We start from the raw sequence: 15,443 nt of genomic DNA, 5'->3' as shown, positions 1-15,443 counted from the left end.
TCAACCCACTATAAGTAGTGTTATTATATCATACTGGAATTCTGTGAACTAGATGTACTTTGATCATAGTTGTAGCTCTTCTTTAAAATCGTGCCCGGCTGGAAATTTGGATTAAGATAATGATTAGGATCGGTGCTTAAAAGATTGACAATCCTGCATTGATTCCCATCTAGATGCTCAACCATCATCGAAACTCCATTCATTTCGATCATCGCATGTTTTTCATAATCTTCATTGGCTGTATTGAAAACAAGTTCATTAGGCATTGAGGTATATAAAATCATTGGACCAGATCCTGTTCTTCTTCAGGTTTTTCAGCTGTAATAAGCTCATTCAATTTCTTCATTGCTTTTCCAAGGCCACCAACTTCATCAATCAATCCATATGCTACAGCATCGTCCCCTACTACATTCGTTCCGATATCACGGGTAAGATTTCCTTTCGATAACATCAATTCTTTGAACTTCTCCTCTGCAATGTTCGAGTGTCTCAGAACAAAACTGATTACCCTTTCCTGCATTTTATCCAGATACTCGAATGTTTGGGGGACACCGATCACTAATCCAGTCAGTCGGACAGGATGGATCGTCATCGTAGCAGTTTCGGCAATGAAAGAATAATCCCCTGCCACCGCGATTGGAACACCAATTGAGTGACCACCACCAAGGACAAGACAAACTTTCGGTTTTGATAAAGAGGCAATCATTTCTGCAATCGCTAAACCTGCTTCAACATCTCCTCCCACTGTATTGAGGATTACTAATAGACCTTCGATTTTGGGGTTCTGTTCTATTGCCACAATTTGAGGGATCATGTGCTCATACTTTGTTGTCTTATTATTGGGCGGAAGCTGGACATGGCCCTCGATTTGCCCGACAATCGTCATACAATGGATATTGGATTGCTCCATCTGTGGTACATTCGTCTGTCCCATCTGCTGGATTTTATTGATCAGCGACGATGAGTTTTCTTTGTCCTGATCTTGTTTATTCGGTTTTTGAGGTTGTGTTGGTTGAGTTGGTGTGACTTCATCGTTGTTCGCATTCTGCTGCTCGTTCATGACGGACTCCTTTCACAACAATTACTTTCCCTTTAGTATTGTCTAATTCGGAATCATTCTATCCATCATGAAACGAGAACTTCTGACCATACGATTATTAAAGTTCATTATGGACAAATCACCGATAAATGACATATTTGCATCGTTAAATATGAAATTTGCACCGCCAATTTTGAAGTATGCACCAATAAAAAAAGCTGACCACTAGGGCCAACCTTTTTCTATAAGTTTCATACGGTATGATAATTGTTCAATAAAGATGTCAATCGGACTCGCTCCTGTTCCGACAATGGAACCAAAGGAAGTCTTACGCCCCCAACATCAACTCCGGAAATTTGCAATGCCGTCTTGACAGGTGTCGGGCTTGGAGCAGCGAACATTTCTTTCATGATCGGCAAAAGTTTACCATGTAGACCAGCAGCTTCTTTATTGTTTCCAGACTGGAAAGCAGCGATCATTTTTTGCATATCGTTTCCTACTACATGAGAAGCTACAGAAACGATGCCATTTCCACCAATAGCCATTACAGGTAACGTAAGGCCGTCATCACCACTATATAATGCGAAATCATCACTTGTTTTTGAAATGATTTCTGTCATCTGATCCAGGTCCCCACTGGCTTCCTTCACACATACGATGTTTTCGATTTCAGACAACCTTACGATGGTATCCACTGACATGTTGATGACAGATCTGCCTGGAATGTTATATAGCATGATTGGCAGCGATGTGGCTTCTGCAATTGTTTTAAAATGTAAGTAAAGTCCTTGTTGGTTCGGTTTATTGTAGTATGGTGCTACTAGCATGATCCCGTCAACACCGACTTCTTCAGCCTGTTTTGTAAGTTCGATCGAAGCGTGTGTGTTGTTGCTTCCAGTCCCGGCGATGACAGGCACACGTTTTCCGACGACTTTTACTACATGCTTGAAAAGAGCTACCTTCTCTTCTTTTGTCAAGGTAGGGGATTCTCCCGTCGTCCCGGCAATCACCAGTCCATCCGATCCGTTTTTAATTAAATATTCGACCAATTTGGTAGTTCGTGTAAAATCGATGTTTCCTTTATGGTCGAATGGCGTGACCATAGCGGTCAATACTTTTCCAAAGTCCATCTTACTATACTCCTCCTTAATACTGCCTCAGATATGATCGCCTCTCTCAAGCTTGAACACTCGATGGAGCGCATTGACAGCGTTGATCATATCCTCTTCCCGTACAAGCACCCAAATCGTCGTATGGGAGTCAGCCGATTGCAGGATATTGATACCTTGTTCTGAGAGAGCTCCGACTATTTTCGCCGTTACCCCAGGCACACCTGCGATTCCTGCACCTACAGCAGATACTTTTGCACAATTCCGTTGGATATCTGCTTCATAGCCCAACTTATTCAAAATTTTCACCGCTGCATCCGTTAAAGCCGAGTTGATCGTATAGATCACTCCACGTGGACTTATATTGATGAAGTCAACACTGATTTGTTCCTCAGCCATAGCTTTGAATATCTTTGATTGGAAATCGTAATCTCCATCAGGAGCAAGGACCTTGATTTGAGTAACGTTTGATACATGGGCGATCCCGGTGATCAAGCGGTCCTCGATATCCCTTCCAGCTCCACCGCCAGCTGCTGATGTAACCAGTGTGCCTTCATGATCGGAATATGTGGAACGGATCCTGATCGGCACTTTTGCTTGCATCGCGATTTCTACTGCTCGAGGGTGAATGACTTTTGCTCCTTGATAAGCCATGTTACATATTTCATTATATGTTACAACATTAAGTGGGCGTGCATCCTCTACGATACGAGGGTCTGCAGTCATAACCCCTTCAACGTCAGTGAAAATATCGATGAATTCAGCATTCAAAGCAGCGCCCAGGGCTGCTGCAGAGGTGTCACTGCCACCTCTTCCAAGCGTCGTCACCTCTCCATCACTCGACTGACCCTGAAACCCGGCTACTACCACGACATCCATTTCTTCAAGTGCATGGATAATATTCTTACAATCCATCTCCACGATCTTCGCATTAGTATGCTCAGTATTCGTTTTAAAACCTGCTTTTGCACCAGTAAAAGCCAATGAACGAAGGTGCTTCTGCTTCAGTAGGTTGGAGAAGACGACAGATGAAATGACCTCTCCACATGACATGAGAAGGTCAGTTTCCTTTGGACTGATTGAAGTAGGATTTCCGGTTATCAAGCTTAATAGCGTGTCTGTCGCATAAGGATCGCCTTTACGTCCCATGGCTGAAACGACGACTACGACTTTTTTTCCCTCATTAACAGCATTGCATACATGTTGAACGGCGTGATTACGTCCATCATCTGATTTTAGAGATGTTCCGCCGAATTTTTGCACGACGATATTCATTGATGCACCTCTCTCGTTCATTTCAACAAATTCAGCTTTACGAGACTTTCAGCAATTTGTACGGAATTCAATGCTGCACCCTTTAAGAGATTATCAGAAACGACCCACATATGGAAGCCGTTTGGACGATCAAGATCCTTACGGATACGCCCCACGAACACATCATCTTTTCCTACGCAATCCGCCGGCATCGGATAAAGTTGCTGTGAAGGATCATCCTGAAGCAAAATCCCCGGTGCTTCAGCTAATAATGCTTTCAATTCATCTACAGTTACGTTGTCGTCGTCAATTTCAAGATAGACAGACTCTGAGTGTCCTGTTTCTACCGGTAGACGAACGCATGTAGCTGCAACTTCCAGCTCCTGCATACTCATGATTTTCTTCGTTTCATTGATCATTTTCATTTCTTCAAAAGTAAACCCGTTTTCCTGGAATTTGTCAATTTGCGGAACCGCATTGAATGCGATTTGGTAATGCTTTTCATCCCCTGCAACCGGCAAAACTTCTGGTGTGAATTCTTCGTCATCGATGATTGCGCGTGTTTGTTCATTCAGTTCATTGATTGCTTGTGCACCAGCACCAGAAACAGCCTGATAAGTGGAGACAATCACTTTATTCAATCCATATTTCTTACGGATCGGTTCAAGGGCGACGACCATCTGGATCGTTGAACAGTTCGGGTTCGCAATGATTCCGTTATGGTTGTTAAGTGCATTTTCATTCACTTCAGGTACGACCAACGGAGTATTTGGATCCATCCGGAAAGCACTTGTGTTATCAACGACTATAGCCCCTCGTTTCGCTGCTTCAGGCGCCAGTTCTTTCGATATCGAGCCACCAGCAGAAAATAGAGCGATCTGTACACCTTCAAACGCATCTGGAGTCGCTTCTTCAATTGTGAACTCTTCACCTTTGAAATCGAGCTTCTTTCCTGCAGAACGCTTACTAGCCAATAATTTCAGAGAAGCGATCGGGAAGTTTCTTTTTTCTAATGTTTTGAGCATTTGCTGACCTACTGCTCCCGTAGCCCCAACAACTGCAATGTGATAACCATTGTTAGATTTCATTGGTATGTCCCTCCTCATAATTTCTCTTTCTCATTACCTATTGTATTTTGTAAACTATGTCCAAAGATTTGTTACCGTCCACTAATCAAAAACGTCTTTAATGCGTGTATACAGTAAAAACATAACATGAACAGCGAAATAAAGCTAAGCGACATAGTTATTTAAAAAAGATAGAAGGAGAAACAACATGGTTTCTCCTGTATCTCTGGTCATATTGTCATTTATTTTACCATATCATTGATTGTAGAGGTAAGCATTCTTCACCAAAAATGTGTACTTTTGTAGTAATTTCCAGCATCACTTTCAGTCGTGGCGATTCGTTAATATATTCGTAAAACGGGTTGTAATTGTCGACCATCCAATGCAGCCACTATAGTTTCAGGCAATAACTCCATATGTGCTACCAATGAATTCGGTTTATTTTGTGGTGAGTCCTGGCCATATGGAATGAAATAGATGTTCTTTGCAGCCATCAACCTCATGATATTCACACCATTGAGACCGAGTCCATCATTAGTTGATATACCTAATACTACAGGGTTCAAATTCCTCATGGTAGCTTTTGCAGCCATCAACACAGGTGAATCTGTCATGGCATTTGCAAATTTACTGATCGAATTTCCTGTCAATGGCGCGATGACCATACAGTCGAGAGGCGTTTTAGGACCGAATGGTTCAGCTTTCACAATCGAGTCAACTGCTTCATTACCTGTGATTTCTTCAATCTTCTTGATCCAATCTTCTCCCTCTCCGAATCTAGTTGTCGTGTTCTGAACTGTAAACGTAACAAAAGGTGTGACATTGGCGCCTGAGTCAACAAGCTTTTGGATTTGAGGAACGACTGCATCATAGGTACAGTGCGAACCTGTCAAACCAAATCCGATATGTTTACCTTCCAGTTTCATTCTCCTTGCCCCTTCCCCTCAATTGCTTTCATCCATAAGTAGTTGTGTCAATACGTTCGCAATGATCTTACCGGCTGTCTTCGGAGCGACGATACCCGGTAATCCAGGAGCTAGCAATGCTTTGATCCCTCTCTTTTCAGCAAAACGAAAATCCGTACCTCCAGGCTTGGAAGCAAGGTCGATGATCAAAGTATGAGATGGCATTTTTGAAATGACATTGGAAGTGATGATTGGTGCAGGGATTGTATTGATGCAAACATCGATCGACTCTACTTCATTTTCCAATTGATCGAGATAAAATGGCTTGAAGCCCATTTCAGTGATTCGAGCGATATGTTCAGATCTTCGTGCACCGACAGATACATTGGCACCAAGATTAGCAAATGTCCGCGCTACTGAGAATCCTACTCGACCAAAGCCCAATACCATGATATCTGATTGATGGATCGTAAAATCAGTGTGCTGGATGACCATCATGATCGTTCCTTCTACAGTAGGGATGGCATTATAGATAGCGACATCGTCACGTTCAAATAACTTGATATGTTTTTTGTTCGCATTCGATGTGCATTTCGTCAAATAAGGATTGGTTATACCAGAAAAAACGGTACATGATTGTTTTGTCTTTTGTAAGATTTCCTCTGTGAATTTAATTTTTTTATTCGAAAAAATCGTATCAATCTCTCCATCCGGGCCACTGCCGTTGACGGGTAGGATCAATGCATCCAATTCTCCTAAAGGCAAGTCATCCAAATCCATTTTTGTTGCTCCAGTGAATCCATGGTCCAATTGATCGAATCCTACTAAATACAGACTGGCGTTCAATGCAGTCAGTTTTCTGATTACTTCAAGCTGTCTTGCATCGCCGCCAATGATCGCCGCTTTAATTCCTGTTAACATCCTTCCTCCCCTTTCTCATTCGTCATTAATAACGGAGGAATAATACTACTTGAGTGCTGATTCTTCAACATCATATGAAGAAAATACTTTCATGGTGATTATTTATATTCGGTTTGGACATCCGCATCTGAGGGGTCCACTAGAATTGTTTCTTCACCCACTCGGTAAATCTTATTCCACTTAAATTGTATGATTGATTTTCTTTTTCGCAACCCGTTCCATTCCGTCAATGGAATTTCCAGCGTATGTATATACCCCGCATTCTCATCTATGATGAACTCAGCATAGGTCAATATTCCAAGTTTCTCGCCCTTTGTATAATCGATGATTTCTTTTCCTAAAATTTCACTTAACCTCATTTTTGGATCCCCTCCTATTTTCGCTTATCATTCTATTTATATGTAGGGATAAAAAGTCAAACCACAAATAAACGAAGAAAAGAAGGAAACTTCAGGTGTTTGTTCAGGGTAGGGCAAATAAAACCTGTTTTAGGACAGGTTGTCGCTTTTCGGACTTCTTGCTGTCCCTTATCGCCTCGTTTTGGGACAGCTTCTCGTTTTTTTCTCATGCTCATGTCCCTTAACGTCTCGTTTTGGGACAGCTTCTCGCTTTTTTCTGATGCTCATGTCCCGAATCAGCCTTGTTTTGTTGCACTGATACTTAGTCCCTAAACCTTTCTGCTGATTTGTAAGATACTGGAAAGGATAATTAAACAATAGAAAAAATGAGGCGACCCTGGAGTCCCCCCATTCATTTTAATTAGGAAAATTTTTAGGAAATTGCCCGCTCGGACTGATGAGAGAGCTTGAAAAGTCCTCTGTGAAAATTTTTCGGATTAGCGTATCGACATTCTCTTTCGTAACATCATCAATACTTTGTAAAATTTCATCAAGAGACCGATGCTTCCTCAAAAGCAATTCATGTTTCCCATTCCTGCTCATCCGGCTATTCGTACTTTCAAGACTGAGCATCAAGCTTCCTTTGATCTGCTCCTTGCTGTTAGCTACTTCTTTTTCAGTAACACCCGTTTCCTTCAACGTGCCGATGATGTTTGAAATCGTATCATACACTTCATCCAACTGCCCTGGCGCTGTTCCAGCATAAATGTTAAAAACGCCGGTATCCAAGTGAGCTGAGTGATATGAAAACACTGAATATGCTAAACCACGCTGTTCCCTTACTTCCTGGAACAACCTGCTGCTCATGCTCCCACCGAAGATGTTGTTGATGACGATCAAGTCGAATATACTCTTATCGCCTACTGGCAAGCCTTCATAACCAATACACAAATGTGCTTGTTCTGTCTCTTTTTTGCGTGCTTTCTTTTCTGTACAGAATGCTGGTTTCTGTGCTTGTGGTTTATTGTTGGTGGCCGTAAAACTTCCGAAATATTTTTCTACTTCTTCAACAAATGAATCATCTACATTCCCCGCAATTGAAATCACGACATTATCAGGCGTGTAAAATTCGTTCATATAGGTCCGTAATGCATCCCCATTGAACGTATTCAATGTATCTTCCGTCCCAAGGATTGGATAAGCCAGTGGGTGATGGCTGTAGGTCGCCTGGCTCAAAAGATCATGGACGATGTCATCAGGTGTATCTTCATACATTTTGATTTCTTCCAGTACGACATTCTTTTCTTTTAAAAGTTCATCTTCATCAAATGTGGAATTGAAGAACATATCCGATAGCGTTTCCAACGCATGGGATGCATGATTGTCCAGAACTTTTGCATAGTAGCATGTATATTCTTTTGATGTAAATGCGTTCACTTGACCACCGATGCTATCGAATGATTCTGCTATTTCTCTTGCATTCCTCGTTTGCGTACCTTTAAAGAACATATGCTCTAAGAAGTGGGAGATCCCATTATTATCTTTGGTTTCAAAACGAGAGCCCGTGCCGATCCATATACCGATTGCAACCGATCTTACGCTAGGAATGTTTTCTGTTACGATTCGTACGCCATTCTTACACGTATGTTTTGTTATCAAACTTTTTTCCTCCTAAATTGTCAAACAGGCAAATTATGTAGGTATTTTGGTACTTATACTTATTATAAAACCACTATACCATTTAAGCCTATATTCGACAATTATTTGTCAGTTTCACCAATCTGATTTGCTTTAACAAGTCTTTTTTCGCTCATCATCTGTGATACCGTACCGATCGAGTACCCCTTAGCACGTATTCCTTGTATCATTTGTTCTAGGCCTTTTGCCGTTGATGAAGTGGGATGCATCAGAACCAGTGCACCTGGATGGATTTTGTTTACAACCCGGTTTGCCATTTCATCTGGATCCGGCTTTCTCCAATCTACTGTATCCACTGACCACAAAATCGTATGCATATCCATTGTGGATGCGATTTCAACAACATCCATCCGATAACTACCACTTGGAGGAGCAAACCATTTTGGAGTGACCTCCAACGTACTTTGGATGATTTCATTTGTTTTATGAATTTCCTCTTGGATGCGGTTATTGGTTAAAGATTTCATATCAGGATGTGTATAGGCATGATTACCGATTTCATGTCCTTCCTCGTAGATGACTTTCGCTAAATCCTGGTTTTTCTTCACCCATGATCCATCTAAAAAGAAGGTTGTATGAATTTTATGTTCTCTCAGCGTCTCCAGCATTTGTGGAAGGAATTCATTTCCCCAAGCCACATTGATCAAGAAAGTGACCATCGGTTTGTTCGGGTTCCCTTTGTAGATTGGTGAAGGCGGAAGATCTTCTAGTGACACTTTAGGTTTCGTCTGTTTGTATACGATCATCGATTCATTGAATTCTTTTTTCTTTTTCATCCGGTCGAATGAGGCGTCTATATCCACAGAAAGGCCATTATAACCCGGAATCGCCTTCCAGACAGGGTCGATCCGCGCATTCACCGGTTTGATATCATGTTGGCTAGCAAAAAGTTTGATCTGATCCAATAACGGTCCTGCATCGGACATATGTAATGTAGATGTGGTGAAAGCTGATTCTTTTAGCGTCGAAATATAACGATGCGAAGGTGGGTTATAAACACTTATTAAGGAAATCAATAATAAAATGGATATTGTAATAAACGTCTTGTATCCCTTCACCTACGATCCACCCCTTTCAATAGTTAACGTATGATAGGATAGGACAGGGTAGAACGTATAGGGGATGTAAATATTGTAGTCATTCCCGAGTGGATTAGATATAAAGGGAGAGCATCAGAACTAAATCATACATGATTTTCTTTTAGGAATAAGATTTGAAAAACATTCAAGTAGCAAAATTTGCGACATACCTTCAGGAACAGCGATCCAGTCGAGACCCCTCAGTAAGGAACAAGCGAAGAGTCGCACAGTTGGGGCGTGATGTCTAGCTCAGTGACCAATCACTTGGTACCTAGCAGGCAAACATATCCGATTTTACTCTTTGAATGGTCATATGGAGCTTTCATACGGACAAACAAACCGGATTTTACTCCTTGAATGGTCGTATGGAGCTTTCATACGGACAAACAGACCGGATTTTACTCTTTGAATGGTCGTATGGAGCTTTCATACGGATAAACAAACCGGATGTTGCTCTCAGAATGGTCGTATGGAGCTTTTCATATGAGGTCTACACATTGATTTATATCTATATGAAGAAGCGCAAGCAGAACCGGGTCTTACTTGGTCTGAGCCTCCTCGTCAATTTTCCAGTGACCTACGTTACGTGCTAATCAGCTCGCTTGCGTAAAGGGAGTAACCTTGCAAAATCATCATTTAAGCAAAAAGCATAAAAAAAAAGAGGCGGATGATGAATCCGTCTCTTACTTTTGTTCTTGTTCTTTCTTTTGTTCTTTCAAGACAGCTTTACGTGAAAGGTTCACTCGTCCCTGGTTATCGATTTCTGTTACTTTTACAAGTATTTCATCACCAAGCTTTACAACATCTTCCACCTTAGGAATCCGTTCCATTGCAAGTTCAGAAATATGGACAAGTCCATCTTTTCCACTGAAGAGTTCAACAAAAGCACCGAACTTTTCAATGCGTTTTACTTTTCCAAGGTAGATTTCTCCTACCTCGACCTCACGTACAATATCTTCAATCGTTTCTTTTGCTTTTCTGTTCATCGCTTCATCGGTTGAAGCAATGAAGATCGTTCCATCCTGCTCGATATCGATTTTGACACCGGTCTCCTCAATGATCTTGTTGATGATCTTACCGCTCGGCCCGATGACGTCACGGATTTTGTCTGACTTGATCTTCATCGTCAAGATCTTAGGGGCGTATGAAGAAAGTTCTGTTCTTGGTTCAGCTAATGTACTTAGCATCGAATCTAATATCTTCATCCTGCCCTCTTTAGCCTGGAATAATGCTTCTTGTAAAATTTCACGGTTGATTCCGGAAATCTTGATATCCATTTGAAGTGCAGTGACACCTTGTTTTGTTCCGGCAACCTTGAAATCCATATCACCCAGGTGGTCTTCCATGCCCTGGATGTCAGTAAGCACGGTAACATCTTCTCCATCACTTATCAGTCCCATTGCGATTCCTGCGACTGGTGCCTTAAGCGGGATTCCAGCATCCATCATCGCTAGTGTACTTGCACAAATACTTGCTTGTGATGTAGACCCGTTGGATTCTAACACTTCACTAACGAGACGGATCGTGTAAGGAAATTCTTCTTCTGATGGGATAACAACTTCGAGTGCACGCTCACCTAAGGCTCCATGACCGATTTCACGACGACCTGGTCCGCGCATGAATCCAGTTTCCCCTACACTGAATGGGGGGAAATTATAATGGTGCATGAACCGCTTTGATTCTTCCATATCAAGTCCATCAAGTACCTGTACATCTCCTAACGCCCCAAGTGTACAGATGCTGAGCGCTTGTGTCTGACCACGTGTGAACAAGCCGGAGCCGTGTGTTCTTGGCAACAGACCAACCTCAGAAGAAAGAGGACGGATCTCATCAATCTTACGACCATCAGGACGCATCTTGTCCTTCAAAATGAGGCGACGTACCTCTTGTTTGATGAGCGTATGTAAGATTTCTTTTGCTTCAGCAGCTTTTTCTTCATCGTCTTCATATTCTACAAGGACTTTTTCAGTGATCGCATCTAATGCGTCTTGGCGCGCATGTTTTTCAATAACTTTTACTGCTTCTTTTATTCCATCCAGGAATTGCGCACTTACTTCTGCAGTAAGATCTGCATCAAGCTGGTGCAATTTCACTTCCATTTTTTCTTTACCGATTTCTTCGGCAATCTTCTCCTGGAAGGCGATCAGGCGTTTGATTTCTTCATGACCGAACATGATTCCTTCAAGCATCACTTCTTCAGGAACTTCGTCAGCACCTGCTTCTACCATGTTGATTGCATATTTCGTACCTGCTACCACAAGGTTGATGTCGCTCTCTTCTTTTTGCTCCACAGTCGGGTTGATGACGAATTCACCGTCAATTCTTCCTACTGTGACACCTGCAATCGGTCCTTCGAAAGGAATATCCGAAATCGTCAAAGCGAGCGAGGAACCGAACATAGCGGCCATCTCGGACGAACAATCCTGATCGACACTCATGACGGTACTGACGACTTGAACTTCATTTCTGAAGCCATCAGCGAATAACGGTCGGATCGGACGATCGATAAGACGGGAAGCTAACGTTGCTTTTTCACTTGGTCTTCCCTCACGCTTGATAAAACCACCCGGAATCTTACCGACAGCATATAATCTTTCTTCATAATTGACAGTCAGCGGGAAAAAGCTAAGATTTTTCGGTTCTTTGGAGGCTGTGGCTGTTGAAAGAACCGCTGTGTCGCCATAGCGGACCATAACTGCGCCGTTAGCCTGTTTAGCTAAGTTTCCAATTTCAAGGGTAAGCTTCCGCCCAGCCCAATCGATGGAATAAACATGCTTGTTTTGCTCCATTTCTCAGAGAACTCCTCTCAAACTTACATAAAATTATTGGTTGTCTTCTTCTAGTATAACCCAAAAATATATATTCAAAAAGCTAATAAAGCTAACTCGGACACTTACTTTATAACATAATGGAATGAATGAGGTGTCTGAGACTTCATGTGTGGCACTGTCCCTTTTTAAAGCTAATAAAAAAGCGGGTATAACACCCGCTTTTTTGTGAACTATCGACGTAAACCAAGTTTGTTAATAAGAGTACGGTAACGTGTTACATCCTTCTTACGTAAATACGTCAACAAATTACGTCGTTTACCAACCATTTTCAGCAGACCACGACGAGAGTGGTGATCTTTTTTGTGTGTACGTAAATGATCGTTCAATTCGTTAATTTGCTCAGTCAGGATAGCAATCTGTACTTCTGGTGAACCAGTATCATTATCATGAGTCTTGTACTCTGCAATCAAGTCGTTTTTACGTTCTTGTGAAATAGCCATCCTTTTCACCTCCTTTTCTATTGATCCCCATCCTCCTAGCAAGCGTCGGTGAATCGCTGTGCCAAGAAGTGGTTCTGTACAAATTGTACAACTACAAGAATACCTTTTTTCTAATGTAAATGCAAGTCATGAACATTCACGATTTGTGAAAAATTTGTGTTGCCGCTTCAATATCCATTGAAATCTGTTCTTTCAATTCATCGATTGAAGAGAACTTCTTTTCTTTACGAATGTTGTGGTGCCATTCAACTTCAACAACTTCTCCATAAATGGAAGAATCAAATGAAAACAAATGAACTTCTACACTTGGGTTTTCTGGTTTTTCATCATTGAAAGTCGGTTTATAGCCGATATTACATACACCCTCATACCATTCCCCATTCACTTCCATCCGGACAGCATAAACCCCGATTTCTGGTAAAATATAAGAATCGGCTGGGTCAATATTGGCTGTAGGAAAACCGATCGTATGACCGCGATGATCACCGTGAATGACAGTACCCTTAATGGTATATTGTCGGCCCAAGTACTTAGGGATCTTTTCGACTTCACCGCTCCGTATCAATGTCCGGATCAACGTGGAGCTAACTTTTTCGTCTTCGACAGATACCTTATCGACAACGGTGTGTTTGAATTGCTCCCTTGAGTGGAACGGTAGTGTTTCCATCGTCCCTTCACCTTTTTTGCCGAATGAAAAGTCGAATCCAGCAATGACATGTTTTACATTCAGACCGATAATGAAATCATCTACAAATTGTTGTGGTGTGAGTGATGCAAATGCTTTGCTGAAATTCACAATATATAATCGGTCGATACCCATGGCTTCAATCAAGGACCGTTTATCTTCAATTGGTGTAATATGTGCTTTTTCCGCCTGCCCCCTGCCTAAGACAACAGATGGATGAGGGTCGAATGTCATGACCGCCGAATCCAATCCTGCTTCACATGCAATGTGCTTTGCAGCCATGATGACTTTTTGATGGCCTAAATGAATACCATCAAAATATCCGATAGCCATTGCGGACTGCGGCGTCCCTTTCAATTGGTCCAATTGGGTGTGGTCAATCTTATACGTTTTCAAATTACCACCTAAGTTCTGTTCTGGATTTTAAGTACTTTCTCAGGTTTAACCCATCCCTGGCGATCAGGATGTGGGATATAGATCGCGAGGCACTCTCCTTGTCCATTATAAACGGCTGTCCTGGGATTGGAAAGTTCTTTCGTCTCTTCAAGCAATGAACCATTAAGGATTTTTTGTTCCACTGCACCAGATACTTCTATAGATGGAAAGATCGATAATGCTTTTTCAATCGGCAATAAAACGTCAGAAAGATTTCCCGCCTCAACAACATGCCCGAGCTCCTCAAGTGTTACTGCATCTTGTATAGAAAACGGTCCAGACTGGGTCCGTACTAAAGATGACATATGTGCCGGATATCCTAATGCTTTTCCAATATCCACTGCCAATGTACGGATATATGTACCTTTGCTGCAGGTCACTCTGATTTTGAATTCCACATTACCGTCATCTTCATTTCGTTCTGGTGGGCTCAAAAGTTTCAATTGTACGATCCGTATCGTTCGAGAAGGCCTTTCGATGGTAATGCCTTCTCTTGCGTACTCATACAATTTTTTCCCTTTGATTTTGACAGCTGAATACATCGGGGGAATTTGTTCGATTTCGCCTTCAAATGATTGCAATACTGCTTGCACCTTATCTTCACTGAACAGTTCTGGTCTGGAAGACTCTATGATTTCTCCGGTTTGATCTTCAGTTGTGGTTGCTGTACCCACAGCGACTGTTGCTTCGTATGTCTTATCATATGCACTCATATATTCAGCCACTTTTGTAGCACGGTTTATACAAATCGGGAGTACACCTGAAACGGATGGGTCAAGGGTACCTGTATGACCAACGCGTTTTGTCTGCAGGATTTTGCGAAGCTTTACGACACAATCGTGAGAAGTCATTCCTGCCTGTTTATGTAAAGGGATAATTCCATCTCTTGTAATCTTCATACACGCACTTCCTTATCAGAGTAGCATTGGGTTGTGAAAAATTAGAGGACAACTGTTCCGCTATGTGTGACAAAAAGCGTTGATTTTAAAAATTTGAGGACATCTGTTCCGTTATGGCTGTATAAATCGATCATTTGTACGTGATTTTCACTAAATAAGGTCTCCGGTGTCCTCTATTTTTGTAAAAACTTGTGATTTGTCGTAAATAAGGTCTGCGGTGTCCTCTAAATGCTGTTCTCTAGCGTCGGAGAAGAAAAACGGGACTGTCCCGGCAGTCTAATCCATCCTATGATACGAACATATATTATTAGCTGCTCGTGTTCTTCGGAATTCGGACTCCAAACCCAGGGCAATCCCTCATACTTTTAATCTCTGTTATCATTGATTTCATCCAGAAGCGTCTCAATCCGGTTGCCATATTCAATCGAATGGTCAAATTCGAAGAGAATTTCTGGCGTTTTTCTTAAACGGATCCGTTTACCGATTTCTGAACGGATGAACCCTGTCGCTTTTGCAAGTCCGGCAAGTGTATTCGCTTTCTCTTCTTCGTCTCCGAAAACTGAGATGAAGATGGTCGCTTGTTGAAGATCTCCTGTCACTTCAACAGCCGTGACCGTTACAAATCCTACTCTAGGGTCCTTGATCTTCTGGCCGATAATTTCGCCAAGTTCTTTTTTCATCTGCTCTGCTACGCGGTTTGCACGTACATTGCTCATAAAAAACACCTCATTCCGCCGTTAAAG

The 15,443-nt window shown here is 41.9% G+C and carries 16 protein-coding genes; 1 reads left to right on the top strand and 15 read right to left on the bottom strand.

The annotated features are described in order from the left end of the window. Positions 1 to 23 precede the first annotated feature (23 nt). The 10 genes from N8M93_RS14385 to N8M93_RS14340 form a co-directional block, all read right to left on the bottom strand. Positions 24 to 284: a YlzJ-like family protein gene (locus N8M93_RS14385; RefSeq protein ID WP_261132944.1), complete on the bottom strand. Its 261-nt coding sequence runs from the start codon at positions 282 to 284 to the stop codon at positions 24 to 26. After that, positions 281 to 1,060 carry a ClpP family protease gene (locus N8M93_RS14380; protein ID WP_261132943.1) on the bottom strand — a complete coding sequence of 260 codons (780 nt, stop codon included), beginning with the start codon at positions 1,058 to 1,060 and terminating at the stop codon, positions 281 to 283. The genes N8M93_RS14385 and N8M93_RS14380 overlap by 4 nt, the downstream gene beginning before the upstream one ends. 230 nt (positions 1,061 to 1,290) lie before the next feature. Continuing rightward, positions 1,291 to 2,169, bottom strand: a complete 879-nt coding sequence (gene dapA / locus N8M93_RS14375) for a 4-hydroxy-tetrahydrodipicolinate synthase (RefSeq protein WP_261132941.1) — start codon at positions 2,167 to 2,169, stop codon at positions 1,291 to 1,293. A gap of 27 nt (positions 2,170 to 2,196) precedes the next feature. Further along, on the bottom strand, positions 2,197 to 3,423 hold the full coding sequence (dapG, locus tag N8M93_RS14370) for an aspartate kinase (RefSeq protein WP_261132937.1): 1,227 nt from the start codon (positions 3,421 to 3,423) through the stop codon (positions 2,197 to 2,199). Between the two features lie 17 nt (positions 3,424 to 3,440). Then, complete coding sequence (gene asd, locus N8M93_RS14365; RefSeq protein WP_261132935.1) at positions 3,441 to 4,490, bottom strand: aspartate-semialdehyde dehydrogenase; 1,050 nt, start codon at positions 4,488 to 4,490, stop codon at positions 3,441 to 3,443. Between the two features lie 320 nt (positions 4,491 to 4,810). Next, positions 4,811 to 5,395 (bottom strand): dipicolinate synthase subunit B, encoded by a 585-nt coding sequence (dpaB, locus tag N8M93_RS14360; RefSeq protein ID WP_261132933.1) that lies wholly within the window; start codon positions 5,393 to 5,395, stop codon positions 4,811 to 4,813. An 18-nt stretch (positions 5,396 to 5,413) separates the two neighbouring features. Then, entirely contained in the window at positions 5,414 to 6,295 is an 882-nt protein-coding gene (gene dpaA, locus N8M93_RS14355) for a dipicolinic acid synthetase subunit A (RefSeq protein ID WP_261132931.1), read from the bottom strand. A 98-nt stretch (positions 6,296 to 6,393) separates the two neighbouring features. Beyond that, the gene (locus N8M93_RS14350; RefSeq protein WP_261132912.1) at positions 6,394 to 6,654 is read right to left on the bottom strand and encodes a YlmC/YmxH family sporulation protein; all 261 of its coding nucleotides are present in this window, start codon (positions 6,652 to 6,654) and stop codon (positions 6,394 to 6,396) included. Between the two features lie 396 nt (positions 6,655 to 7,050). Continuing rightward, a complete protein-coding gene (locus N8M93_RS14345) occupies positions 7,051 to 8,292 on the bottom strand; it encodes a pitrilysin family protein (protein ID WP_261132910.1) in 1,242 nt (413 codons plus the stop codon). Positions 8,293 to 8,393: 101 nt separating this feature from the next. Beyond that, positions 8,394 to 9,389, bottom strand: a complete 996-nt coding sequence (locus N8M93_RS14340; protein WP_261132908.1) for a polysaccharide deacetylase family protein — start codon at positions 9,387 to 9,389, stop codon at positions 8,394 to 8,396. Positions 9,390 to 9,763: 374 nt separating this feature from the next. On the opposite strand from N8M93_RS14340, the gene N8M93_RS14335 reads away from it, so the two are divergent. Next, positions 9,764 to 10,003: a hypothetical protein gene (locus N8M93_RS14335; RefSeq protein ID WP_261132906.1), complete on the top strand. Its 240-nt coding sequence runs from the start codon at positions 9,764 to 9,766 to the stop codon at positions 10,001 to 10,003. 90 nt (positions 10,004 to 10,093) lie between these two features. On the opposite strand, the gene pnp is transcribed toward N8M93_RS14335, so the two are convergent. The 5 genes from pnp to rbfA form a co-directional block, all read right to left on the bottom strand. After that, the gene (gene pnp, locus N8M93_RS14330; RefSeq protein ID WP_261132904.1) at positions 10,094 to 12,199 is read right to left on the bottom strand and encodes a polyribonucleotide nucleotidyltransferase; all 2,106 of its coding nucleotides are present in this window, start codon (positions 12,197 to 12,199) and stop codon (positions 10,094 to 10,096) included. Between the two features lie 212 nt (positions 12,200 to 12,411). Further along, the gene (gene rpsO / locus N8M93_RS14325) at positions 12,412 to 12,681 is read right to left on the bottom strand and encodes a 30S ribosomal protein S15 (RefSeq protein ID WP_221564435.1); all 270 of its coding nucleotides are present in this window, start codon (positions 12,679 to 12,681) and stop codon (positions 12,412 to 12,414) included. 136 nt (positions 12,682 to 12,817) lie between these two features. Next, positions 12,818 to 13,762, bottom strand: a complete 945-nt coding sequence (gene ribF / locus N8M93_RS14320; protein ID WP_261132902.1) for a bifunctional riboflavin kinase/FAD synthetase — start codon at positions 13,760 to 13,762, stop codon at positions 12,818 to 12,820. A gap of 8 nt (positions 13,763 to 13,770) precedes the next feature. Continuing rightward, entirely contained in the window at positions 13,771 to 14,700 is a 930-nt protein-coding gene (gene truB, locus N8M93_RS14315) for a tRNA pseudouridine(55) synthase TruB (protein WP_261132900.1), read from the bottom strand. 365 nt (positions 14,701 to 15,065) lie between these two features. Further along, a complete protein-coding gene (rbfA, locus tag N8M93_RS14310) occupies positions 15,066 to 15,416 on the bottom strand; it encodes a 30S ribosome-binding factor RbfA (RefSeq protein ID WP_221564429.1) in 351 nt (116 codons plus the stop codon). Positions 15,417 to 15,443: the final 27 nt, after the last annotated feature.

The organism is Bacillus sp. Marseille-Q3570 (genome assembly GCF_946151055.1).
In the GTDB taxonomy this organism is placed as follows: Bacteria; Bacillota; Bacilli; order Bacillales; family Fictibacillaceae; genus Pseudalkalibacillus.
The sequence above is the reverse complement of the archived record's forward strand: the minus strand, read 5'-3'. Positions and strand labels throughout refer to the sequence as shown.